This window comes from Thiosulfatihalobacter marinus, from assembly GCF_016019955.1.
Taxonomy (GTDB): Bacteria; Pseudomonadota; Alphaproteobacteria; order Rhodobacterales; family Rhodobacteraceae; genus Shimia; species Shimia marinus_A.
The window spans coordinates 260,196-285,108 of the sequence record NZ_JAECRZ010000003.1; the positions used below are offsets into that span (position 1 = coordinate 260,196).

Below are 24,913 nucleotides of genomic sequence, written 5' to 3' on the forward strand. Positions count from 1 at the left end.
CGCAAAGGAGCCCCGCAATGGCCCAATCTCCCGTCCTGATCGCCGGAGGCGGCATCGGCGGCCTTGCCACCGCCCTGACCCTGCACCAGATCGGCGTGCCTTGTGTGGTGTTTGAATCCGTGCCCGAACTTCGCCCGCTGGGCGTGGGCATCAACCTGCAACCCAACGCGGTGCGCGAGTTGCTGGACCTGGGATTTGATCGCGCCCAGCTGGATGCGGTCGGCGTTCCGGCCCGCGAATGGGCACTGGTCGGCCTGAACGGCAACGACATATACGCCGAACCGCGGGGGGAACTGGCGGGCTATAAGTGGCCCCAATACGCCGTGCACCGGGGCAAGTTTCACATGATGCTCTATCACGCCCTGATCGATCGCGCCGGGCCGGGCTCTGTGCAATTGGGCGCACGGGTCACGGGCTATGAAACCAATGCCGACGGCAGCGTCACCGCCATGATCGAAAACCCGGACGGCCACATCAGGCAGGAAACCGGCGCCCTTCTGATCGGGGCCGATGGGATCCATTCGGCCATCCGCGCGCAGATGTATCCGGACCAGCCGCCGATCCACTGGGGCGGCGCCCTGATGTGGCGCGGCACCACCCGCTGCAAGCCGATCCGCACCGGGTCGTCCTTTGTCGGGCTGGGCACGCATCGCCACCGGATGGTGATCTACCCGATCTCGCACCCCGACGCGAACGGGGAATGCGATGTGAACTGGATTGCCGAAATCACCGTGGACGATCCTGCGAACTGGCCGCAAAGCGGCTGGTTCCGGCAGGTCGACATTGATGATTTCGTGCACCATTTCAACAGCTTCACCTATGGCTGGCTGGATGTGCCCGCAATGATCCGGGGCGCCGATATTGCCTTTGAAAACCCGATGATCGACCGTGATCCGATCCCCTCATGGCGTGACGGGCCGGTGGCGCTGATGGGGGACGCGGCCCATGCCATGTATCCCACCGGCTCGAACGGCGCCAGCCAGGCGGTGATCGACGCGCGCACGTTGGGCGCGTCCATGCTCGAACACGGCGTCACCGCACAGGCCCTGACCGCCTATGACACCCGGTTGTGCGGCCCGGTCTCGGACCTGATCCTGCGCAACCGGGGCGCGGGGCCGTTCGGCCTTCTTGACATGGTGGATGAACGCTGCGGCGGGGTATTCGACACAATCGACGAGGTGATCCCGGCCCGGGAGCGGGCCGATTTCATGGCCGGATACAAGGCGGCGGCAGGTTTTGCCATCGACACGCTGAACGCGGCGCCACCCACCATTGCGGCGGGCGCCAGGCTGCCCGGTTAATCCGCGCCGAACAACTCCCGCCACCTGTGGCAGGCAACGTCATGACCTTGCGCATCCGCGTGTTCCAGCACCGGCTCCTCGGCCTTGCAGCGATCTACCGCATAGGGGCAACGGGTGTGAAACTTGCAGCCGGCCGGCTGGTTCGTGGGCGACGGAATCTCGCCCTCCAGCTTTTGCGCCTTGCCCCTGTCATCCGGGTCCAGCGACGGGATCGCGGAAAACAGGGCCTTGGTATAAGGATGCTTTGGCGCGTGAAACAAGGTGCGCGTCGGCGCGGTTTCCACCAGCCGTCCCAGATACATCACCGCCACATGGTCGCAGGTATGGGCCACCACCGACAGATCGTGGCTGATGAACATGAAGGTCAGCCCAAGGTCGCGCTGCAATTCCTTCAGCAGGTTCAGTACATCCGCCTGAATCGACACGTCCAGCGCCGCGACGCTTTCATCCGCGACCACGAATTTCGGATCGCTCACCAGCGCCCGCGCAATGGAAATCCGCTGCCGCTGGCCACCTGAAAACGCATGTGGAAAACGGCGCAGATGCTCCAGGTTCAACCGGCACCTGGCGGCGATCTCGCGCACCCGTTCGTCGGTTTCGGCGCGCGATCCGGTCAGGCCCATCACCTCCAGCGGTTCGGCAATGATGTCCCGCACCGTCATCCGGGGGCTGAGCGCCGCGTAGGGATCCTGAAAGATCAGCTGCGCGCGCTTGCGGTAATCCTTGAGCTGCGGCCCGGCCAGTTCGGCAAGATCATACTGCACCTCGCCATCGTCGTACCGCGCGTGGCCACCGGTGATCGGCACAGCCTTCAGAAACGCGCGGCCCAGCGTTGTCTTGCCCGATCCGCTCTCGCCCACCAGCCCAAAGAACGAGCCCTTCTCGATCTCGACAGAGACCCCGTCAACGGCCTTGAGAATCTGTTTATTGAACAGCCCCTTGCCGATCTGGAAACCAACCGAAAGCTGGTCGGCGCGGATCAGGATATCACCGCTCATGCGCCTTCTCCTTCGGGGTAAAGATGACAGGACACCGAATGGCTGGCGTCCAGATCATACCGCCCGGGAAGGTCTGTCCAACACCGTTCCCCGATCACCCGCGCACATCGGGTATGGAACACACAGCCCGAAGGGCGTTCCAACGGCGACGGGATGTCACCCGGCACCGGGGTCAGCGGCGCGCCCAGATCGTCCAGCTTCGGCAAGGCCGCCAACAGCCCCTGAGTATAAGGGTGCGCCGGTGTGCGGATCACCTCGCGCACGGGGCCTTCCTCGACCAATTCGCCCAGATACATGACCGACACCTTGTCAGCCGTCTGGGCCACCACGCCCAGATCATGGGTGATAAAGACGATGCCCATGTGGAACTCGTCCACCAGGTCTTTCATCAGGTCAAGAACCTGCGCCTGGATGGTCACGTCCAGCGCCGTGGTTGGTTCGTCCGCGATCAACAGCCTGGGTTGCGTTGACAGCGCCATGGCGATCATCGCCCGCTGGCGCATCCCGCCGGACAGTTCGAACGCATATTGATCGAACCGCTTGTGCGCATCGGATATTCCCACCCTGTCCAGCATCTCGACCGAGATTTCCCTGGCCCTTGCCTTGGACATGTTCCCGTGCAGCATCAGCTGTTCGGCCATCTGCTTGCCGATGGTGATCGCCGGGGCAAAGCTGGCCATCGGCTCCTGAAATATCATCGAGATCGCGCCGCCGCGCACCACCTGCAATTCCGAAGGTTTTTGCAGCGACAGAACATCGACCTCGCGGTCATCCAGATGCAGGGTGATCTTGCTTTCGGGGCCATAGACCGCGTTGCGCGGGTTCAGATGCATCAGCGATTTCGCCGTGACCGACTTGCCCGAACCGGATTCCCCGACCAGCCCCATGACCTCGCCCTTTTTCAGCGAGAAACTCACATTATTCACCGCCGTGATCAGGCCCTCGTCGGTCCTGAATTGCAGCGTCAGGTTTTCCACGTCGATCAGACTGCTCATTTGTGGGTATCCGAATAGGGGTCGGCGGCATCCCGCAGGCCATCGCCCACGAACACAAAGGCCATCACCAGCACGATGAAAAAGATCACCGGGATGAAATACCACTGATAGTTCAGCATCACATCGGCGCTGGTGGCCTTTTGCAGCAACACGCCCAGCGAACTGACCGGATCCTTCAGGCCCAGCCCGATGAACGAAAGCGCGGTTTCGCTCAGCACCATATAGGGGAACGAGATCACCAGATCGACGATGATATAGCTGGTGAAACTGGGCAACAGGTGACGCCGGATCACGTGGCTGGACGACGCGCCGCACAGCTGTGCCGCCAGCACGTATTCCTGGTTGCGTTCGGTCAGCAGATGGGTGCGCACACGCCTGGCCAGTGTCGGCCAGCCGATAAAGCCAAGGATCAGGGATATGTAGAAAAACCTGGCCTCGGCGGAGGTTTCCGGCGGCATGAAGGCCGCCACCGCCATGAACAGCGGAATGGCCGGCACCACGCGCACCGAATCCGTGACCATCTGTATGAACCCGTCGATCGCCCCCCCGTAATAGCCCGCGACTCCGCCTATGATCAGAGCCAGCACGAAGGCGATCAGCACTCCGATCGTACCCACCTGCAAGGACGTCCAGACCGCATGCAGCGTGCGGCTGAATATGTCCTGGCCATCCTCGTCAGTGCCGAAAAGATGAATCTTGCCACCTTCCACGCCAAACAGGTGCAGATTGCCGGGGATGACGCCGAACAGCTTGTATTTGTCGCCGCTTACGAACCACTGCACATACAGGCGCTTGTCTTCGTTGATCGTTGTCACCCAGCGGAAATTGGTCTTGATCGACCTTTCCCGCTCGACCGCATGAATGAAGGGCCGCGCCGAGCACCCGTTCGAGTCACAGAATTGCGGGATCTGCGGCGCGCCGTTGGTGTAATTCTTGTCGCGCCCGGCAATCGTGGGATCGTAGGGCGACAGGAATGGCGCGAACAGCCCCGACAGCACCAGCGCCAGAAGAACGGCCGCGGCAACAAGCGCCGTGCGCTGTTTCTTGAACCGCGCCCAGATCAGCTGTCGCTGAGAGGCGGTGAAATAGGCTTCCTTCGCCTTCTGTTCGTCCGCCGAAACCGGCACATCGGGTTGCGCTTGGCTGGTCATTGGCTCACCTCAGGATGCTCTTGCGAACGCGCGGATCCAGCACCGCCAGCATCACGTCCGTCACGAAATTCAGCGTCACGATGGACGCGGTCAGCAGGAAGATGATCGCGCCCGCCAATTGCTGATCGTTCGACCGCGCCAGCGCGTCGATCAGCAGCGCGCCCGCCTCGGTCAAGGTCAGGATCAGCGCGACAATGGGCAATTCGTTGAAAATGCGGTTCAGGTCAAACCCCAGCGAATTGACGATCGGCCCCAGCGCGTGCCGCGCCGGGTAGTTCCACAAAAGCTTGCGCCCGAACACCCCGCGCGCGCTGGCGGCGGTGACATAGAGCTTGCCAATCTCGTCCGACATGAGCGCCCGCACGGTCTGCAAGGCAAAGGCCGTGGCCGACCACCCCAGGATAAAGATCGGCAGCCAGGCGTGTTTGAGCAGGTCGACGAATTTCGCCCAACTCCAGTCCGCATCCCGGAATTCCTTGGAAAATAGCCCGGTCAGCGTTTCTCCGAACCAGACGGTTGATAACAACATGATCACCAGCGCCAACAGGAAATTCGGCATGGCAAGGCCGAAATAGCTGATGAATTTCAGCGTGTTGTTCAGCGTGGCGTTGTTAGAGGCCACTGCGACGATTCCGACGGGAACCGCAATGGTATAGGCCAGCGCCAGCGACGCCAGGCAGATGCCCAGCGACAACCAGAATTTCTGCCCCAGCAGATTGGCGATACTCACCCGAAGGATACAGCTGTCACCAAATTCGCCCTGAAAGGCGTTTGTGATCCAAACCGCCCACCGGGCAAAAAACGGCTTGTCCAGCCCCAGTCTTTGCCGCTCGACCTCGATATCGGCAACCGAAATGCCCGAACCCTGGGTGTTCTTGAAGGCCAGATACCGTTCGGCGCAATCGCCCGGCACCAGTTCCATCAGCGAAAACACCACCAGCGACACCACGATCAGCGTCGTCAGCGCCATGATGGCGCGTGTCAGAACGAAGCGTGCAAATTGCAGCATCTGTCCGGCCCCCTGTCCCGCAGCTTTTTCTTCGCAGCCAGTCGGGATGTTTCTTGTGGATCCGGGGGCAGCGCATGCCACCCCCGGAAACGTGCTTGCACAGGCCCGGTCAGGCCCGGACCCGGATCACTCGTCCAGCCACCACTGGGACGCGCGATAGGGGTAAGTCCGGTAATACTCATAGGAATGAGTCTTGAACTCGACAAAGTTCTGCACCCGGTTCGACTGATAGATCGGTGCCGGAGCGTTGACCGTGCCGATGAACATCAGCTGTTTGGTCATCGTGTCCACCATGCGCGCACCGACCTCGTTGAATTCATCCGAACCCTGAGCGGCCGATTGCAGCGCGTTGATGTCGTCGATCATCCCCTTGGCCCATGCCGGCGGCTCGACGCCTGCGCTGCCACCCGAGGAAATCCATTCGGCCCACAGCATCGCGTTGCGTACACCGAAATAGTTTTCGTAGGGCGGAACCCACAATTCGTTGTTGCCCAACACAATGGCCAGCGGCTGGCCCTTGCGCCACATCGCAACATCCAGCTGATTTGAGGATTGTGCCGACCGGTATTCATCCGGCGTCACTTCCTTGACAACCGACTGGATACCCACTTCGGCCCAGTATTGCGCCACCAGTTCAACGGTCTGGCCTGCAATACCCTGGGTCGAGAAGTTCATGTTCAGAACCAGCTTGTCGCCATTGGGCAATTCGCGGAACCCGTCACCATCGGTGTCCATCATGCCAACCTCGTCCAAAAGCGCGCGGGCGGCATCGGGATCATAGTTGGCCTTGTAGGCCTTCAGTTCGGCATCGGCGAATTCCGGCAGCGGCGAGAACCCGACATATTGTTGCGGCGTGCCAAGGCCGAAGAAACCCACCTCGTTCAGCTCGTCGCGATTGATGGCCAGCGACATCGCCTCGCGGAATCGCAGGTCGGAAAAGGCCGCGCGTTTACCCTCTTCCGGGTGCGTGACGTTAAAGCCAAACACGCCCATGGTAATCTCGGGACGCAGATGGATCGTGTAATTGCCGCTTTCCTGGTTCTCCAGAAGGATCGGCGCCGAGGCCAGCTGGATCGACTGCGACTTGTAGTCGACTTCGCCATTGACCAGCTTCAGAATGCGCACCTCGTTGTCGTTGATATAGACTTCGTCCTGCTCCGAGATGTACGGCAGCTGATTGCCGGCGGTGTCCACCTGAAAGAAATAGGGGTTCGCAACCAGCTGACGCCCCTCGGGCGTTTCGTTGGTCACGAAATGGCTCTCCAGCGTCGGCACGGCGGCCTTGGGCAGGCTGGGCACGCGATCCGGGATCGACAGCATCGGGCTGGGCGTGTCGGTCCAGTCAGAGTTGCCGTAATACGCCTTGATCGCCTCATACCCGTTCTCGAATCCCAGCGCCTGTGCATTGGCATCCGCATTCGGATCGATCGCGGGGTGGAACTGACCCAGGAAATGCTTGGGCTGGAAACCCTGCGCAAAAGAGGTGGCAAAATGCGCCAGCAATCCCGGCTTGGGCGCGGGCAGGTTGAACACCACGGTCTGGGGATCCGGTGTTTCCACGGTCATCGGCTCTCCGCCAACCAGCACATAGTCTTTTGGCTCGGAGAAGACATTGGTGTCCAGCATCAGGTTGTCATGCCAGAATTTCACGTCGGCCGAGGTGAACGGCGCACCGTCCGACCATTTGTGACCCTTGCGCAGCTTCATGGTCAGCTGGGTGAAATCGTCGTTCCATTCCCAGGACTTGGCAACGTTGGGTACGATGGTCTGAAGATCGTCCGAATAGCGCACCAGGTTCACGTGGCGCACCGACAGGAAATCCGATGTGCCCGCTTCGGGCGCGTTCGACAGAACGTCCAGCGAACCGCCGTATTTCCCGATCGACGTATAAGGCACCACGACAAGCGGTTCTTCCGGCAGGCGCTCGGCCAGCGGTGGCAGATCGGGGTTGCCCTGAATCTTGCCGTTCAGCATCGCTGCATCCGGGTTTCCGGCAAATTCCATTTGGCAATCCGCGGCTGCCTGGAATTCGGACAGCTCGTATTGCTGCGGAAAGGCGCCGGGCGCGACGCCTTGCATGTCGGCAAGAGTGATCGCCGGGCAATTCGCCAGCGCGGCGACGGGCAAAAGCGCAAGCGCCGCCCCTGATAGTAGAATGCGTTTCATGTGACCTCCGGTTGTTGTTCATTCTGGCAGTTGGATCCGCCTTGAGTTTTTGGCTGGCGCCCGTCGCCGGGCACAAAAAATGCTCGATTTCTCATGGTGTCAGGTGGCAATCCTGGCGCCTGGCATAGTCGGGCGGTTCCGACGTGACGCTACATTTCGATTGTAACCTTGTTGTGAAATTTTCGAGGGCAGGCAATCGATGCCCGAACGTCCAGCAAAATCCACAAACATACCCCGCCCGACCAAAAGGCCAAAACGTGGTTTCCCGATCTTCTGTTACCCCCTGTGTTGTCTTGACACAGAAGAGCCGGAAAATCCGCTCGGATCAAGGGCTTTGTCCTTCACGCCAGTTCCGGCGACATATTTTTTCCGGCCTGCCTGTTGTGTCGTCAGGCACCAAAACACCCCACAGCGGCGGAGAACCCGGAATGGACAAGCCCTGCAAGTGCTGCCAGAACAATGCGCAGGAGATTGAAATGCAGGACGCCCCCGAACCCCGCGCGACCCATCGAGAGGTCGAGTTGCTCGAGACATTGCGCGCGCATGGCGGTTCAGCGCGCACGGCGCGGCTCGCTGAAATTTTGGGCGTTAGCGAGGAGACCGTGCGCCGCGCGGTCAAGGCTTTGGCCAAGTCCGGCCTGGTCGAACGGGTCCACGGCGGCGTCTACCTGTCCAACTCCGAGGCACTCAGCCCGGTTGGAATGCGCCTGGGAACGCGCACGCAGGAAAAACTGCGCATCGCCGCCGAAGTGGCCCGCCTGATCCCGCCCGGTTCTTCCGTGTTTCTGGACGTGGGCAGCACGACGGCCTTTGTTGCCGAAGCCCTGATTGCCCATGACGACCTGACGATCATTACCAACGGATTGCACGCGGCCCACGCGTTGGCCGGCAAAACAGACGGCCGGGTGTTCCTCGCCGGGGGCGAAATGATGGCCGATGTGGGCGGAACCTTTGGGCAGAGCACCATCGCCTTTATTCAACACTTCAACATTGACACGGCGGTGTTCTCTACGGATGCCGTGGATCTTCAGGCCGGCTTCCTGCTCAGTTCCCCGGCCGAGGCCGATCTTGCACGCAGCGTGGCCGCTCTTGCGCGCCGCACCGTCGTTGTCGCGGATGGCGCCAAGTTCGGCAAAAGCGCACCCATCGTCGCCTTTCCCCCCGAAGCCGCCGATCTGGTGGTCACTGACCATGCCCCCAAGCCCGCGTTCCGCGCCCAACTGGATGCCTGGGAAATCGAAACCGTCGTGGCCCGCTGATCCGTGTCTACCGGTGCCTGGACACGCGAACCGGCCCATTGCCGGTGATCTGATCCAGCGACAGCGTGTGATCCATGTTGCGCATCCGGTGGCGCAGCATCGCCCGCGTCAAACGCGCCATGTCGGCAGCATGTTCCGGCTTTTCGGCCACATTCGCGAACTCGCCCCGCCCTGCGTGATCAAACAGGATCGGCGGCAGGTCACAGGCAAATTCGATCAAGGTGAACCGTCCGTCGCGCAGGATCCCAAGACACGATTCGCTGATCCCCGTCCCGAAAGCCTCTTGCCAGACAGACGGCGCCCCAATGCCGGAAAAATCCAGTTCCGAAAAGCTCGAACGCCGCCACCCCGGCACAGGATCGCCCCGCAAAACCGGCAATAACGAATGCCCATCCACCGGGTTCGGTATGTCAACCCCGATCCAGTCAAGCACCGTGGGCATCACGTCAATCGATTCGGTCGGCACCTGCACCCGCGCGCCGGCCTGCGCGCCATTGCCCGGCAAACGCACGATCAGCGGAATGTGATAGGCCGCGTCGAAAACCGCCATCTTGCCCCAGGCAAAGTGATCGCCCAGCATCTCGCCGTGGTCGGCGGTGACAATCAACAGGGTGTCGTCATAAATGCCCGCCTGTTTCAACCACGCCACGATACGCCCGACATGGTGATCCACCTCGGTCGCCAGACCCAGATACACCGCCCGCGCCGCCTGGGTATTGGCGTCATTCACCTCGAATCCCGGAAACCCCAGAAACGCCTTGGCCGGAGTTTCCCTGAGCTGGGCGGGCCCCATGAACGGATGCAGTGCCGCGGCGTCGCGGGCTGACGCTGCCCGCGCCGGAACAGGCACGTTTGACGGATCGTACATGCGGTTATACGGCTCTGGCGCGATCAGCGGCCAATGCGGGCGGATATATGTCAGATGCGCAAACCAGCTTTCGGTTTCATAACCGGGCATGGTGGCCAGGAACCGGTCGGTCAGAAAGGCCGTGTCGCTGTCCTCGGCCCGGTAAAACGCCGGGTCGCCCAGGCGCGGCGCCCGCCCCTCGGGGCTGACCGGGCGATAGACGTTGTCATACCCGCCAAAATCATACCCCCTGCCACGCAGATGCGCACGCCAGGGAAATGACATCTCCATGCGCATTTCCAGCATCTCATGAAACCCGTGCATGGGGTATTCATAGGTTTTCAGCGCCGGATCATTGCGATCATGAACCCTGGGGTCGGCCGCCGTATCGGTATAACCGAACAGCATCGGCACATAGCCGGCCCTGCGCATTTCAGTGGCAATATTGGGAGTGTCGTGACGCAGCGGTGTGCCGTTGCGCACCGACCGGTGGTTCATCGCGTATTGCCCGGTCAAAAGCGACACCCGCGCCGGACCACAGGGGCAGGTCACGGTATAGTGTTGCTCGAACGTGACCGCCTCCTGCATCAGCGCGCGCAGGTTGGGCAAATCCACATGCGCCGCCAGCGCACCGGTCAGGCAATCCGCGCGCAGCTGGTCAATTGTTATCAACAAGACATTCCTGCGGTGCTGCATCGCCGGCTCCTTCCCCTCAGGTCACACGCGATTTCACCTGGTATTTCGGATCCAGGTACACGCCCTGCCCGATCACCTCTTCCATCACCTCTGCCGCCGAAATCACATCCGCCTCGTCCAGGTAAAGCGGCGTAAAACCGAACCGCATGATGTCCGGTGCGCGGAAATCCCCGATCACCCCGCGCGCGATCAACGCCTGCATCGCGGCGTAACCATGTTCAAAAGCAAATGAGACCTGCGAACCCCGCATCCTGGACTCTCGTGGCGACGCCAGCCTCAACTGCGGGCAACGCGCCTCGACCTCGGCGATGAACAGCTCCGACAGGCGCACCGACGCCTCTCTCAGATCCGCCATGTCCACACCGTCCCAAACCTTCAGCGCCTCCTCAAGAACCGCCAGTTGCAGGATCGGCGGCGTGCCCACCCGCATCCGCTCGGTCGACATGGCCGGGCGATAGTGACGCTCCATGGCAAAGGGAGCATCATGACCCAGCCACCCCGACAACGCCGGCTGCACGGCATCAACCAGATCGGGACGCACATAGATGAAGGCCGGCGCGCCCGGCCCGCCATTGAGATACTTGTAGGTACAGCCTATGGCGAACTCGGCATTGCTGCCCGCAAGATCAACCGGAACCGCGCCCGCACTATGGGCCAGATCCCAGATCATCACCGCGCCCGCCTCATGGGCACGCGCCGTGATCGCCGCCATGTCGTGCATCCGTCCCGACCGGTAATCCACCTGGGTCAGCATCACCGCCGCCACATCCTCGGTTATCGCCCCCATCACCGCCTCCGGGGCGGGCGTGCGCAGCTCGTACCCCTTGTCGATCGTCCCGATCAGCCCTTCGGCCATGTACAGGTCGGACGGGAAATTCCCCGCATCCGACAGGATCACCCGCCGCTCCGGGCGCATTTTCAACGCCGCCGCCAATGCCTGGTAAACCTTGATCGACAACGTATCGCCCGTGGCCACGGATCCCGCCGGCGCCCCCAACATCGCGGCAAGCCGATCGCCCACAACCTGCGGCAACGCCATCCAGCCAGCCGTGTTCCACGCCCGGATCAGCTGTTGCCCCCATTCCTGGCTGATAACCTCTGTCACCCGTGCCGCCGCCCCCCTGGGCAACACCCCCAGCGAATTGCCGTCCAGATAGATCACTCCTTCAGGAATATCGAAAAGCGCTTTTCTCGGCAGCGTCACACCCATGCTCACAAGTCTCCCCGCAGATGCCAAAGTTCCGGAAACAATTCCACGCTTAGCATCCTGCGCAGATATTGCACCCCCGACGTTCCCCCCGTGCCCCGCTTGAACCCGATGACCCGCTCAACAGTCGTCACGTGATTGAACCGCCAGCGCCGGAAATAGTCTTCCAGGTCCACCAGCTTTTCGCCCAGCTCGTACAGCGTCCAGTGTCGGTCGACATCCTCGTAAACCTGCTTCCAGCGTGCCTGCACCTCGGGCAGCGCGTGGTGCGGTGTGGTCAATTGTGGTGCGGGAACCCGCGCATCCGGGCCGTCCAGCGAGCGATACAGGAACCCGATCACCTCGTCATAAAAGCTCGGGCGCGCCAGTTCCGCCTCCAGCCGCGCGCGAATGTCGGGCACGTGATCATGTGGCCTGAGCATGTTCGGGTTCCGATTGCCCAGCACGAATTCGATCATCCGGTATTGCCACGACTGAAACCCGCTGGACGGCCCCAACGCCTCGCGAAACCGCGTGTAGTCCGCCGGTGTCATCGTGCGCAGCACGTCCCAGGCATTGTTGAGCTGCTCGAAAATCCGGCTGACCCGCGCCAGCATCTTGAACATATGCGCCATGTCTCCTTCGCGCAGCGCATCGCGCGCCGCCCCCAGCTCGTGAATGGCCAGCTTCATCCACAACTCGCTGGTCTGATGCTGAATGATGAACAACAACTCATCATGCGCGCCCGATTGCGGATGCTGCTGAGCCAACAAGCCATCCAGCCCAAGGTAATCGCCATAAGACATCGCCCCGGCAAACGACATCCGGGCCCCCTCCTTGCCGGGATCATAAGCGTCGTCGGTCATCCTCAAATTCTCCCTGAATCCGCGCCCCCACCCCCCGACATGGCCCGCCTCTTCTTTTGGCCCGAAATATCCCGGGGGGAGTCGCCAGGGGCGACGGGGGGCTGGCCCCCCGACTGCGTCACGGACAGTGATGACGGCAAGATCGCACCGACGCAATACCGACGTAATACCGACGCGATGCCGACACGCCGAAATCCGTGATTTGCGCCACTGTGCGATCCCGTGTATGACGGCGCCCTGATCAGGAAAACGCACCCATGACACCAGCCCAATCCGAACTCCTCATGCCCGCGGGCAACCTGCGCAAACTCAAGATGGCGGTGCTTTACGGCGCCGATGCCGTCTATCTCGGCACGCCCGACCTGTCGCTGCGCACCAAATCGGAATTCACGCTGGAAGACGTGATAGACGGCGTCAGGTTCTGCCACGCCCATGGCCGCCGCGCCTATCTGACACTAAATTTGTTCAGCCATAACAAAGATATACCAAAGCTCGACGAGTATATTGAAACGGTGCGCAAGGTACGGCCTGACGGGCTGATCATCTCCGATCCCGGCGTGTTCCAATATGTCCGCAACCGCGCGCCCGAAATCCCGCTGCATGTCTCGACCCAGGCCAATATCGCGTCGTGGCTGACAACGCAGTTCTGGCAGTCCCAGGGGGCGGACCTGGTGGTCCTGGCCCGCGAAGTCTCCTTCCCGGAACTCGCGGATATCCGCGAAAAATGCCCCGATATCAAGCTCGAAGCCTTCATTCACGGCGCCATGTGCATGACCTATTCAGGCCGTTGCCTGCTGTCGAATTTCATGGCCGAACGCGGCGCGAACCAGGGCAATTGTGCCAATTCCTGCCGCTGGAACTACAAGTTCCACATGCGGCTAAAGGACGGCACTGTTCAGGAACTGATCATCGACGAAGACAACCTGCACATGTTCGAATTCCTGCTCGAAGAAGGCGTGCGCCCCGGTGAGTTCCTGCCGATCCAGGAAGACGAGCGCGGAAGTTATATCCTTAATTCCAAGGACTTGTGCCTGATGCCCAAGCTTGACGACTATCTGCGCATCGGCGTCGACAGTCTCAAGGTCGAAGGCCGAGGCAAGTCCGAATACTACGCCGCCATCGTCGCCCGCGCCTATCGCATGGCGATCGACGACTACTATGCCGATCCGGAAAACTGGGACGCGGCCCCCTATATGGAAGAATTGGAAACCGTCGGAAACCGCGGCTACACGCTGGCCTTTCACAAGGGCCGCCTGACCAAACTTGCGCATGGATACGAACACACCCAGGCCATCGCACAATGGGAATATGCCGGTGTCGTGACCGAGGTGAAGGACGACGCGTTCTTCGTCGAGGTCAAGAACAAACTGGAGCCGGGCGATGTGATCGAGATCGTGTCTCCGGTGGCGCGCAATACCATCCTGTTGCGCGGCTACAGCTATGAAGTTGCGGACACGGGCGAGATGAAAGACGTGATCCATGGCTCGACAAAGACGGTGATCCGGCTGCCATTTTCGCTATTCGAACATGAGGATATCGACGATCTGCGCCGCAACTTCCCGCCCTTTACGGTTCTGCGCAAGGAGCGTGCGCTCAGTGAAGAACAGTGGAAGCGCCTGCAACTGGACAAAACCGCGCTGGCGATGGAGGTGAAGGATTCCACCAATGAAACCGCCTACCGGCGGCGGCGCGACGCGCTGGTTCAGGCCATCGACGCCGATACCAACACCCGCCGCTTCAAGACCAATCGCAAAGGCACCGAAGGATGCTGTGGCAAGGGGTGCAATGGCTGCATGATCTTCTGGCAGGACGACATGTACGCACATGCCCGCGACGTTCTGCGCCAGCGCAAACAGGGCGCCATGCTCAGCAAGGCGGAAGCCGCCGACCTGAAATTGCCGGCCGCGCAATAACGGGCACCGGCCGTATCACTGCCCCACCCGGCCCTGCCCTCAGGTCAGATAGAAGAAATACCGGTCCGGCGCCACGGTTTCCGGCCCGCGCACCTGCTTGAAACCCACCAAAGGCTGGCCCGAGACCAGCACCCCGCCAGGCGCCATGCAGGCTGCGATCAGGGGCGAAAGTCGCGCGGCTTCGGCGACATCCTTCTCCTTGACGCCAAAGCCGAAATCGTAATGCCCCAAAACCACCTTGGCCCCTGTTCCGGCCAGCTTGCGCAGCATGTCTTCCGCCTCTCCTTCCAGATAATCGCGTTCTGGCGGGACGCAGGACGGATGACAATTCAGCGCCCGGTCGATCACCCAGATGCGACGTTCGGGGGCGATCTCGCGCAGGTGATCATAGGTGCGCCCGTTGCCCAGCCCCATATCCAGGCAATCCCCGGCGATGCCGTCAACCCGCGCCTTGCCCCATTCCAACCCGTCGCGTTGCGCGGCAAGGCGGCGCATCATGCTGTCCAAACGGCTCATTTCAAATCCTTTTCATCATGGCGATACAGGTCGACCGGCCCATTGCCCAGCTCGGTCAGGAACTGGCGCGAGAACTCCCAGATATCGGCGTCATGTACAAGATGGTGCGTGAGATACCCCAGCGGTTCGTCCCTGTCGGCCCGTCCCTGCCTGCGGTCCCGCAACAAGGACACGGTTTGCGCGACAAGCGTGTCGGGCGGCACCAGACCGCGCGTGCCGCGCCAGAAAATCGGATCGATATGCGTGTTGATTTGCACAAGACCGGGCACAGGCATCGGGGATTTGCGCGGCAAGTAGGTGGATACGGCATCAAACCCCGCCAACCCGACAACCGGGAGCGCGCCTGGCCCAAGCCGGTTCCACGGCGGTACGAACATCGGGGCCAGCGCGGCGCCGAACAGCGTGCGCATCCGCGCCATCGCCGCCATCAGATCCGCCCTGAGGTCGGCCTCTGCGCGGCCTGCCGCGAACTCGGCTTTCTTCTGCCCATGTGGCGCGTGATTATGATGCGCCCAGCCATGCACGACCGGAATGAACCGTGGCGACAAACCCCGGGCCAAGGCCCTTGTCGCCCCTTGCGGAATGATCGCCAGATGCACCGGAACTCCGGTGTCGCGCGACAGCGCTTCTAGCCGTTCCAACTCTGGCGTCGGCGCGATTGCGTCGTCGTCGCGCCACCATATCGGCAAGCTCAGCCCGGACTTTCGCCATTGGGCAAGCTCGCGCCGCAGCGGTGTCCAGTCCGGGGTCATGCGCGGCGCTCCGCAACCAATCGCCGGGTGATATCGACCGAACAGGCGGCCCCGTCATCGGCCAGCCCGGCAGGGTCTCGACGCCCCTGGGCCACGACGTTCGCGACCGCGCGCGCCATGGACGCGGGCGTCATCTCTGCCGTGGACAGCACCTCGAACGCGGGCTGGTGCGCCAGCGCCCGCGCGCGCAACGTCTGTTCAACCTCGCCGCCATCGTCAAACGGCACCAGAACCGAGGGCAATCCGGTTTGCAACAGGTCCAGCGCGGTATTGTAGCCGCACATGCTGACCGACGCCGCCGCGCCTGTCAGCATCTGCCGGAAATCCGGCCGCACTGTTTCGATTGTGATCTTCGGGTCCTTTACGCGTTCTTTCAGCGCCGCAACCCGCGCCACCCTGTCACCCCCGCCAACAAGCAACCGCCAGGGCAAGGGTGACTGGCGCGCCGCCTCCAAAGCACATTCAAACAGCCCCTGCCCGACCGAACCGCCCCCTGCGCTGACCAACACTTCGCCCCACCCCGCCCCCAGCGGATGCAGGTCTGCCGCAGGAGGGGCGACATAGCCGGTATAGTGCAACATGGGCGCAACATCTTTGGCCACCGGCCAGCTTTGCCCAAGCTGCGTGATGGCCGGGTCGGAATGAACCAGAACGCCGTTATAAAGGCTGGTCAGGATCTCGCGGGTGCGCTCTGCCTTGGCCGGTTTGGAGGGCGGCGCAAGAATATCGCGGATCGACGACAAAACCACCGGGCGTGGCGTCTGGTCATGGGCCGCGCCGAGCAGGGCAAGGAATTCGCCCGCCAAAGCGCGGCGGCCAAACGGAAACAGCTCGGTGATCACGGCATCCGGCGCCACCTCCTGCAAGCACGCGACCATCCGGGAGGAGCGATCTTGCAAATAGCGCGCGTCCGCCTCCTTTCCACCCTCGTCAAGCAGGCGTGTGAAATTCGTGCCGTCCGAGGCCAATGGCGGAACCTGCACAAATCTGAAACCGGTCATGTCCAGATGATCTGCGCCGCGCCCGCCCGATACCAGCGTCACATCATGCCCGGCCTGTGCAAACGCCCGTGCCAGTGTGGCGGCCCGCGACAGATGTCCGGCGCCCAGAAGATGGGTGACGGCGATCAGAACCTTCATTGTGCCACCATGTCCAAACGCCGGATATCGGGGGTTGCCACGCGCAAACCCTGATCCGATATTTCCACCACGAACAGCCGGTTGCGCTTGATCCGGAACGGCGCGGGACCATCGAAATTCCACCCCGCTGCGCGCGCCAGAACAATCCGCATCGTGCCGATATGGCACACGGCAACGGTGTCACGGCTAAGTGAAAACAACCACGGTTCCAGCCTGGTCCAGACATCGACCGGGCTCTCCCCATTGGGTGGCCGATAGTCCCAGCCCCACTGTTCTATATCCCGGAAACCGGACAGGGGGTCGGCGCGAAGATCGCCGCCCTTCATCCCTTCCCAATCGCCCCAGTCCATCTCGATCAGTTCCGGTGCGGTGTCCGGCTCCCTGCCGGCCACGATCCGGGCCGTTTCCTGCGCGCGCGACAGCGGGCTGGCCAGAAGATCGGCGTGGCGCCAGTCTTCCGGCAGGCAGAATCCCGCCAGATCGGCGCGGGCCTGATCATCCAGCGGAATATCCGTGCGGCCCTGTATCCGGCCAGCCCGGTTCCATTCCGTATGCCCGTGTCGCATCATGGCAAATCGTATCATGTGGCCTCCGGTATCAATGGCGACAGAGCGCTCCATAGCGTGTCGCGGGCGCCGCCCAGCAGGTGCCGCGCGGCGATCCTCTCGCGCGCGGCGCGGACACGCGCGGCCCTGTGGACCGGATCATTCAACAGCGCCTGCAAACGGTCGGCAACGGCCTGTTCATCTCCGACCGGACAAAGCCCATCCGGGGCGACCACGTCGCGCACCCCATCGCGGTTTTCGGCGATAACCGGCACGCCGGCCGCCTGCGCCTCCAGATAGACCATCCCGAACGCTTCGTTCACGCCCGGCCAGAGAAAAGCACAAGCTCGCCGATACGCCAGATCAAGCCCGCCCCGATCCAGCTGCCCCAGAAAACGGACCCTGTCGCCCAGAGGGGACATTGCCGCCTGCACCTGTGGCCGGGCAGGGCCATCTCCGGCGATCTCCACCTGCCAGTTGCCAGGCGGCAGGCGGCGCAATACGCGGGCCGCGATCTTATAGGATGCCAGCTTGTCACCTTCGCGCATCATACCCACCAGAAGGATCGTCGGGCCATCGGGCCTTGCCTGTTCCGGTAAGTCCGTACGCGCCAGGAACGGCGCCAGAGGCACCAATTTCTGGCCCGAACGCAAATGCCGGCGCAAAGCCACGGCATCGCGCGCGGTCACATGAAACAGCACATCCGCACGATCACATGCCCTGGCGGCATAGTGTTCGAACCGGTCCCATGGCCCACCCAACCGCTTGGAGGCGCGGGTGGCCTCGATGGCCAGATAGGGCAGGTTCAGCGCATCACACACGGCTGGTCCGATCAGGTCGGGCGCCTTGTAATAGCTGTGATATGTTACCCACGCAGCAAGGTTTCCGGCGGCGATCAGCCTGCCGGCCTCTTGCGTGGCGTCCTTGATCAACGCGGCCTGCGCCCTGGCATCGCCGCGCTTTTCCAGGCTGCGAAATTCGGACACAAGAGCGATTTCGTGACCCCGGCCCTCCAATGCCTGAAACAGGTTGCGGGCCATTTCACGCTCGCCCGAGGGGACCGGATGACGGGGCGACTTCAACGTTGCGTAAAAAGCTAATCGCGCCATGCGCCCTGGTTCCGTTGCATCTGTTGCAAGCGCGCATCCAGTTGACGAATGCCCGGCTGCATCAGGAAATCCGCCGTCAGGCGGGCATAGGCGGCCTCGGCCAAACGGCTGCGCAGCGCGGGATCCAGCGCAAGCCGTGACAGGGCGGCGGCAATTTCGGCAGGATCGTCCCCGGACAACACCCCATGTTGCCCGTCCGTAATGAACTCGGGTATCGCGGAAACCGGGGTCGACAACAGGCACAGCTTTTGCGACGCGGCCTCCATCAATACGTTTGGCAGCCCGTCACGGTCGCCATCGGCGGCAATCCGGCTGGGCAGAACAAAAACATCCGATCGCCGCATGGCCTCGATCACCTCGGGCTGATCACAGGCGCCGCGCCACGTGATCCTGCGGTCAATTCCCAGTTTGACAGCCTGCGCACGCAGTTGATCGCCAAGCTCCCCGCCCCCGATATGCTCCCATCGCCAGTCCAGGCCGGCGGGCAACTGCGCAAAGGCCTCCAGAAGGCGGTCAAAACCCTTCTTTTCCACAAGACGCCCCACGGACAGAAACCGTATCACATCAGTTTCAGAGCGGGCTATCGGCGGGGCCGGAAAGCGCGTCAGGTCAAGCCCATGATAGATCAGTTCTACCCGCCCGGGCCGATCGGCCAGTTCTTGCAGATGGCGCGCACCGACGCCGGTACAGGTGGCCAGGAACCGCGCGCCGTGGGTGGCATCCTGCAACTTTTCGCGCTTTTCCCATTCGGGCGATGTCCAGATGTCCTTGGCATGGGCCGATACCGCCCAGGGGGTGCCGCGAATAACGGCCGTGTAGCGGGCAACGGATGCCGGGGTGTGCAGGAAATGGGCATAGATCGCCGCCGTGTCCCGTGGCATTTCGGCAGCCATCACACAAGCCTGCCCAAAGCGGCGCACGCGATTGCGGGTTGGATCGCGGCGCAAATCGCGCATCCACAACCGGGCCGCGCGCCAGAACCCCTTGTGAAACATGGTGCGCAGCACGGCGCGCAGCACCCTGACCGGCTCTTGGTGCAGATATTCCGGCAGGTAGCGTACCCGGGCCTTCAACCGGTCATGCAGCGGGTGGCGCTTTTTGTCGGTCGGGAACCGCAAAGACCACAGATCCAGCTCATGGCCCGCCTCTTCCAACGCAACCAGTTCCTGGGCGATGAACGTCTCGGACAGGCGGGGCCAGCCCTTGACGACCACCGCCAGCTTGCGCGTTGTGGAAGTCATGCAACGCCTTGGGATTTCTCGAGCCCCAGCAGAGTTTGCGTCCGGCCCGACACAAAATCCAGTCCATCCAGCAACCCCGGCACAAAGGCCGAAGAGGGCCTGGCCTGTGTTGCGAGGCCACGAATGGCGGCAATCATGGATTCTGTCGTCAGACCGTCGCGGTTCCGATCCAGCACGCGCACAAGACCCAGCGCCTCGGCCTGGCTGGCGCGGATATATTGTTCCATGCGCGGGCGCGTGCGCGGCACGATCACCGCCGGTTTGTCAAAGCTCAGGACTTCGCAGAACGTGTTGTAGCCGCCCATGCAAACTATGCCCTGTGCACCCGCGAACAGGTTTTCCATCCGGCTTTCAAAACCCACGGCCTGGACCCGGCCATTCAGGCGGGCCACACGTTCCTCGAATTCGGCGCGCTGCGCGCCGGACAGGAAGGGGCCATAAACCAAAAGCGCGTTCGGCCCCAGCCCGGGGTCGCGCTCATAGGCGGACAGCACCAGATCGACCATCCCCGCCCCGTCACCTCCACCACCCGGTGTGACCAGGATATAGGGGTCCAAAGGCGCTTCTCCGTCCGGCAATTCTTCGCGCCGCAGATATCCGGTGAACTTCATGCGGGATCGGAAACTCGCGGAAAGGTTCAATCCGGCAGTCGGGTCACAAATTGACCGGAGGCCATAGACCCACGCTTCGTCATAGTAGGTTTCCGCCGCCTTCAGTGCCTCCTTGCGGTCCCATTCCACCGCCAACACCTCGGGATCGTCCAACACGTCGCGCAGTCCAAGAACGATACGCGCCTTGCGTTTGCGACGCAGCCAGTCCAGTGCAGGCAGCAGCTCGCCACGAAACCCCGTGGGTTCCTTGTCGACAATCAGAAGGTCCGGATCGAAATGCTCGACCGTAGCCTTGATCAGCCCGGCCCGGAGCGCGGTTGTTTCATCGATATGCAGGCCCAGCCGCTCGGACCGGTAATCGCCGTCCGGCGTCTTGGTCACGCCGGGAAGGCGGATATGGTCTACCCTTTCGGGGAACACAAAACGCCCCGCGACCGGCGAGCCGGTCATGATCAGGGCCGAAATACGCTCGTCCGCCTGCGTGATGGCACTGGCAAGCGCGCGCGACCGGCGCAGATGCCCAAGGCCATAGGTGTCATGGCTGTAAAACAGCACCCGAGGCGATGTGCCCAGGGTGCCATTGACGGCCATGGAATACGCTTCAGACAAATCTTCGCCCCGCATCACGCAAATCTACAACCGCAAATCCGACTCGGATTTGGGCAATACCCCCTTGATATCGTAAAGCAAAGCTTCGGGTTTTCCGAGTGCCCTAATTGCCTCGCTGCCCATTTGGATAAAATCGGAATGTGCAACAGCAATCACGATGCCGTCATAGCTCCCGGCATCGGGTGCCGACACCGGCGCGATTCCGTATTCGCGCTGCACATCTTCCGCGTTTACATGCGGATCCCAGACATCCACCCGAGCAGAGTAACTTTGTAGCTCGTCCACGATATCGGCCACGCGCGTGTTGCGGGTATCCGCGCAGTTTTCCTTGAACGCAAAGCCCAAGATCAAGACACGCGCGCGCACCGGATTTTCCTTGCGCGCCAGCATCGCCTTGATCAGTTCCTGCGCCACGTGACGGCCCATGTGATCATTGATCCGCCGTCCGGCCAGAATGACCTCGGGGTGATAGCCAAGCTGTTCGGCGCGAAAGGTCAGATAGTAGGGATCCACCCCGATACAATGCCCACCGACAAGGCCAGGGCGGAACGGAAGAAAGTTCCACTTGGTACCTGCCGCTTCAAGCACCTCCAGCGTATCCAGACCAAGACGAGAGAAGATCAGGGCAAATTCATTGACCAGCGCAATGTTCAGATCGCGTTGCGTGTTCTCGATCACCTTGGCGGCTTCGGCCGTCTTGATCGAACTGGCTCGGTACAATCCCGCAGTGACAACAGGCGCATAGATCGCCTCGACCCGGTCTAACGTCGTGTCATCCTGGGCTGCGATCACCTTGATCACACTTTCCAGAGAATGTTCGGCATCGCCCGGGTTCACCCGTTCGGGCGAATAGGCCAGCTTGATATCCCGGTACATGGCCAACCCGGTCGCCCGTTCCAGTTCGGCCCCGCAAACCTCTTCGGTCACACCAGGATAGACAGTGGATTCCAGGATCACCAGATCGCCGCTCGCCAAATGCGGCGCGATGGTGGCGCAAGCCGAGCGCACCGGACCAAGATCCGGGGCTTTTGCATCGGTGATCGGGGTTGGGACCGAAATAATGTAAACGCTGGCGTCGCTCAGGTCGTGCGCCTTGTCCGAGAATCTGGCCCGGCTGGCCTGGATCGACTCGGGCACCACCTCGCCATTGGTGTCATGCCCGTCGCGCAACGCCTGCACATGCTGGCTGTCGGTATCAAAGCCAACTACGTCGAAACCAGCGCGGGACAGAGCCAGCGTCAATGGCAGCCCCACATAGCCCAGCCCCAAAACGGCAATTCTGTCGTGTTTCGTTTTGTCCATGGGTTGCCCTGCCCCAACAGTGGATAGGTGTCTGTCCGGCTCTCTTCGTGCGCTACAGAACTTGGCAGGGATTGTCACGTGCAAAGGGAAATTTTCCAGCGCCGCTCTCCGGTGACAAGGTGTATTGCACCCGATACAGAGGTTCCTCCCGGGACGATCTGGATTTGCCCGTCTGGCAAAGTCACTGTAGTGCTGAGGGAAACCTGGACAGGGATTCATGACCGTGATGCGCCGTTTTACACTTGCCCTGCTGACAGTGATCCTCCTTCCGTTGCAATTTGCAGCGGCGCAAGCCACGAATGATCCAGCGCCCGCCGATCCCATGGCGCGGATTATCCGGGAAGCCTCCGAGGCCGGGATGAGCGTGATCATCCTTGATGCCGAAGGCAATCCCGCATCTGTCGAACCCAAGCCGGCCGCCCCAGGGCAGGCAGCGCAGGACAAGGCACAGAAAACGGCGTTGATGGAAGCGCAGTCCAAGGTTGACGATTTTCGCGCGGTGCTCGCCAACCGGCTGGAGGCGTTACCCGCGGCGATCAACGAAGTGCTGTACATATTGCGCGCCAGTAGCCCGGACGGCACCATTACCGCCTTTGTGCGCACCCTGATCTGGATGCTGGTTCTGTTGGGTGTGGGCATGGCGTTCGAACGGTATGTCTACGGGCCGAAGCTGGCAGGACGCTTCATTGTCCCGTTGATCAAGGACACCCCCCAAGGCTATTCCGAGAAGCTGCCCTTTCTGGTGTACCGCTTTGTCGGTGGTGTCGTCGGCGCTGCAAGCTCGATGCTGATTGCCTTTGTCCTGTGGCTGATCCTGCATGGCCCGGCCGAGGACACAGCGATCCGTTTTACCATCGTGACGATAAACGCCGCCTACGCACTGTGCCGGGTGGTGTCGCTGGCCTGGCGCATGATCCTGTCTCCCTATCTGGAACAATACCGCATTCCGGCGTTTTCGACGCCAGATGCGAAACGTCTGCACAACTGGGCCTTTTCCATCGCGATACTGGATATTTGTTCCATGTTTCTTGGCGAATGGCTTAAGGAACTTGGGCTGAACTACGATGTTTACGCGTTGATGTCTCTGGCCCTGGCAATCGCGCTGGCAATGGCCAACATCGCCCTGGTTCTGGTCAACAAGCGGGCGATCTCGCGCGCGCTTCGAAATGGGCGGGCGCCGGAAAATGTAAGCCCGCCGACCAGATGGATCAGCGTGTTGTGGGCCCCGGTCTTCATCCTCTACATACTGTACGGCACCGCTGAAATCGCATTTGACCTAGTGCTGGGGCAACCCACGTCGATCCCGTTGATTGCCGGAGCCTATTTCATTCTGACATCGATCGCGGTTGTCTATGCCACGATCAATTTCGCCATCGAGCGGTATTTCGCGCGGCGACGCGGGATGCGCAGCATGACGGAAACCGCCGAGGCGCTGCGCGACTCGGTCGCCGAATCCGATGGGAATTCAACGGATCAAGCCGAAGAACTGCGGACGATCGAGCGGCTTCTGGATCACCGCCAGATCAGCACATTCGAAGATCTGGCGCGACGGGTTTCTGGAATCATCGCCGTTGTTGCGGGGCTTTACGCCGCGTTGCGCATCTTTGGGGCACAAGGCATCATGGCGACAGGCAACCAGGCGTCAGACCGGTTCCTGGATGTCGCGGTCATTATCTTCATCGGGTACATCATCTTTCATGCCTTCCGCATCTGGGTCGACACCAAGATCCGAGAAGAACAGGGCGACGACTTGGACGAGGCCGAACTGGGCGACGAAGGCGGGGCCAACAGCGCCAGCCGCCTGGCCACCCTGCTGCCGCTGTTCCGCAGCGTGATCCTGCTGGTGATCATTGTGACCATCGCCCTGATTGCGCTGATGGAGCTGGGTGTCAACGTCAGCCCGCTTTTTGCCGGTGCGGGTGTTGTTGGCCTGGCGATCGGGTTCGGCGCGCAATCGTTGGTGCGCGACATCTTTTCCGGCGCGTTTTTCCTGTTCGATGACGCCTTCCGCAAAGGCGAATACATCGATATCGGCAGCGTCAAGGGTACCGTCGAGAAGATATCGGTCCGCTCGTTCCAGCTGCGCCATCACCTTGGGCCTCTGCACACGATCCCCTTTGGGGAAATCCAGTTTCTGACCAACTATTCAAGGGATTGGGTAATCATGAAACTGCCTTTGCGGGTGACATACGACACCGATGTCGAGAAGGTGCGCAAACTGATCAAAACGCTGGGGATCGAGCTTCTGGACGATCCGACCATCGGGCACAACTTCATTCAGCCATTGAAATCACAGGGCGTGGTCGAGATGCAGGACAGCGCCATGATCATCCGGGTAAAATTCATGACGAAACCCGGCGACCAGTGGTTGGTTCGCAAGAAAGTGTTCCAGGATATCCGCGACCTGTTCGAACGTGAGGGCATCAAGTTCGCCCATCGCGAAGTCACTGTGCGCCTGGCGGATGGCAACGCCGAAAACCTGTCCGAGCAACAGCGCGAGGCCATCACCGGGGCCGCGCAGGCCGCCATTGACGAGGATGATCTGATAGGCGACGAAGGCGGCGATGACCGCTGAAAGGCGGTTCGATGGTTAACGGCCCTGTTTTGCAGATATTCGCGCGTCGGTATCGCGTCGGTATTGCGTCCGCATCATGTCGGTCCGCACCCTTTTTTCGCCTGGCGTGAACGCTACGACCCTCGTG

The 24,913-nt window shown here is 61.6% G+C and carries 20 protein-coding genes; 4 read left to right on the top strand and 16 right to left on the bottom strand.

The features are described from left to right. The first annotated feature begins 17 nt into the window (after positions 1 to 17). Complete coding sequence (locus tag I3253_RS06580) at positions 18 to 1,301, top strand: flavin-dependent oxidoreductase (protein WP_197916841.1); 1,284 nt, start codon at positions 18 to 20, stop codon at positions 1,299 to 1,301. On the opposite strand, the gene I3253_RS06585 is transcribed toward I3253_RS06580, so the two are convergent. The 5 genes from I3253_RS06585 to I3253_RS06605 all read right to left on the bottom strand — a co-directional run bounded on the left by I3253_RS06585 (position 1,298) and on the right by I3253_RS06605 (position 7,620). Next, positions 1,298 to 2,299: an ABC transporter ATP-binding protein gene (locus tag I3253_RS06585; protein ID WP_197916842.1), complete on the bottom strand. Its 1,002-nt coding sequence runs from the start codon at positions 2,297 to 2,299 to the stop codon at positions 1,298 to 1,300. The genes I3253_RS06580 and I3253_RS06585 overlap by 4 nt on opposite strands. Continuing rightward, positions 2,296 to 3,294, bottom strand: a complete 999-nt coding sequence (locus I3253_RS06590) for an ABC transporter ATP-binding protein (RefSeq protein ID WP_197916843.1) — start codon at positions 3,292 to 3,294, stop codon at positions 2,296 to 2,298. Before I3253_RS06590 ends, I3253_RS06585 begins: the two co-directional genes overlap by 4 nt. Then, on the bottom strand, positions 3,291 to 4,445 hold the full coding sequence (locus tag I3253_RS06595; protein WP_197916844.1) for an ABC transporter permease: 1,155 nt from the start codon (positions 4,443 to 4,445) through the stop codon (positions 3,291 to 3,293). Before I3253_RS06595 ends, I3253_RS06590 begins: the two co-directional genes overlap by 4 nt. Positions 4,446 to 4,449: 4 nt before the next feature. Next, positions 4,450 to 5,454, bottom strand: a complete 1,005-nt coding sequence (locus I3253_RS06600) for an ABC transporter permease (protein WP_197916845.1) — start codon at positions 5,452 to 5,454, stop codon at positions 4,450 to 4,452. A gap of 126 nt (positions 5,455 to 5,580) precedes the next feature. Beyond that, complete coding sequence (locus tag I3253_RS06605; RefSeq protein WP_197916846.1) at positions 5,581 to 7,620, bottom strand: ABC transporter substrate-binding protein; 2,040 nt, start codon at positions 7,618 to 7,620, stop codon at positions 5,581 to 5,583. Between the two features lie 476 nt (positions 7,621 to 8,096). Here I3253_RS06605 and I3253_RS06610 point away from each other — a divergent pair, with 476 nt between their 5' ends. Further along, positions 8,097 to 8,879, top strand: a complete 783-nt coding sequence (locus I3253_RS06610; protein WP_197916847.1) for a DeoR/GlpR family DNA-binding transcription regulator — start codon at positions 8,097 to 8,099, stop codon at positions 8,877 to 8,879. A gap of 7 nt (positions 8,880 to 8,886) precedes the next feature. Here I3253_RS06610 and I3253_RS06615 read toward each other — a convergent pair whose 3' ends face one another. From I3253_RS06615 to I3253_RS06625, 3 genes are read right to left on the bottom strand one after another with little or no spacing between them, the layout of a single operon-like run. Next, positions 8,887 to 10,422, bottom strand: a complete 1,536-nt coding sequence (locus tag I3253_RS06615) for a sulfatase-like hydrolase/transferase (RefSeq protein WP_197916848.1) — start codon at positions 10,420 to 10,422, stop codon at positions 8,887 to 8,889. 16 nt (positions 10,423 to 10,438) lie between these two features. Then, positions 10,439 to 11,632: a kynureninase gene (kynU, locus tag I3253_RS06620; protein WP_197916849.1), complete on the bottom strand. Its 1,194-nt coding sequence runs from the start codon at positions 11,630 to 11,632 to the stop codon at positions 10,439 to 10,441. A gap of 2 nt (positions 11,633 to 11,634) precedes the next feature. Further along, positions 11,635 to 12,474, bottom strand: coding sequence for a tryptophan 2,3-dioxygenase (locus I3253_RS06625; RefSeq protein WP_197916850.1), 840 nt, complete (start codon positions 12,472 to 12,474; stop codon positions 11,635 to 11,637). A 257-nt stretch (positions 12,475 to 12,731) separates the two neighbouring features. On the opposite strand from I3253_RS06625, the gene I3253_RS06630 reads away from it, so the two are divergent. Beyond that, positions 12,732 to 14,387, top strand: coding sequence for a U32 family peptidase (locus I3253_RS06630; RefSeq protein ID WP_197916851.1), 1,656 nt, complete (start codon positions 12,732 to 12,734; stop codon positions 14,385 to 14,387). A gap of 39 nt (positions 14,388 to 14,426) precedes the next feature. On the opposite strand, the gene I3253_RS06635 is transcribed toward I3253_RS06630, so the two are convergent. The 8 genes from I3253_RS06635 to I3253_RS06670 are packed head-to-tail and all read right to left on the bottom strand — an operon-like array spanning position 14,427 to position 22,211. Beyond that, positions 14,427 to 14,903: a class I SAM-dependent methyltransferase gene (locus I3253_RS06635; RefSeq protein WP_197916852.1), complete on the bottom strand. Its 477-nt coding sequence runs from the start codon at positions 14,901 to 14,903 to the stop codon at positions 14,427 to 14,429. Continuing rightward, positions 14,900 to 15,655: a polysaccharide deacetylase family protein gene (locus I3253_RS06640; RefSeq protein ID WP_197916853.1), complete on the bottom strand. Its 756-nt coding sequence runs from the start codon at positions 15,653 to 15,655 to the stop codon at positions 14,900 to 14,902. The genes I3253_RS06635 and I3253_RS06640 overlap by 4 nt, the downstream gene beginning before the upstream one ends. Continuing rightward, positions 15,652 to 16,794: a glycosyltransferase family protein gene (locus I3253_RS06645; protein ID WP_197916854.1), complete on the bottom strand. Its 1,143-nt coding sequence runs from the start codon at positions 16,792 to 16,794 to the stop codon at positions 15,652 to 15,654. Before I3253_RS06645 ends, I3253_RS06640 begins: the two co-directional genes overlap by 4 nt. Beyond that, the gene (locus tag I3253_RS06650) at positions 16,791 to 17,378 is read right to left on the bottom strand and encodes a histidine phosphatase family protein (protein ID WP_197916855.1); all 588 of its coding nucleotides are present in this window, start codon (positions 17,376 to 17,378) and stop codon (positions 16,791 to 16,793) included. Before I3253_RS06650 ends, I3253_RS06645 begins: the two co-directional genes overlap by 4 nt. Then, entirely contained in the window at positions 17,375 to 18,379 is a 1,005-nt protein-coding gene (locus I3253_RS06655) for a glycosyltransferase family 4 protein (protein ID WP_332262117.1), read from the bottom strand. Before I3253_RS06655 ends, I3253_RS06650 begins: the two co-directional genes overlap by 4 nt. Positions 18,380 to 18,435: 56 nt before the next feature. Next, positions 18,436 to 19,689: a glycosyltransferase family 4 protein gene (locus I3253_RS06660; RefSeq protein WP_197916857.1), complete on the bottom strand. Its 1,254-nt coding sequence runs from the start codon at positions 19,687 to 19,689 to the stop codon at positions 18,436 to 18,438. Beyond that, complete coding sequence (locus I3253_RS06665) at positions 19,686 to 20,891, bottom strand: glycosyltransferase family protein (RefSeq protein WP_197916963.1); 1,206 nt, start codon at positions 20,889 to 20,891, stop codon at positions 19,686 to 19,688. The genes I3253_RS06660 and I3253_RS06665 overlap by 4 nt, the downstream gene beginning before the upstream one ends. A 42-nt stretch (positions 20,892 to 20,933) precedes the next feature. Continuing rightward, the gene (locus I3253_RS06670; RefSeq protein ID WP_197916858.1) at positions 20,934 to 22,211 is read right to left on the bottom strand and encodes a nucleotide sugar dehydrogenase; all 1,278 of its coding nucleotides are present in this window, start codon (positions 22,209 to 22,211) and stop codon (positions 20,934 to 20,936) included. Positions 22,212 to 22,437: 226 nt separating this feature from the next. Here I3253_RS06670 and I3253_RS06675 point away from each other — a divergent pair, with 226 nt between their 5' ends. Next, the gene (locus I3253_RS06675; RefSeq protein ID WP_197916859.1) at positions 22,438 to 24,786 is read left to right on the top strand and encodes a mechanosensitive ion channel family protein; all 2,349 of its coding nucleotides are present in this window, start codon (positions 22,438 to 22,440) and stop codon (positions 24,784 to 24,786) included. Positions 24,787 to 24,913: the final 127 nt, after the last annotated feature.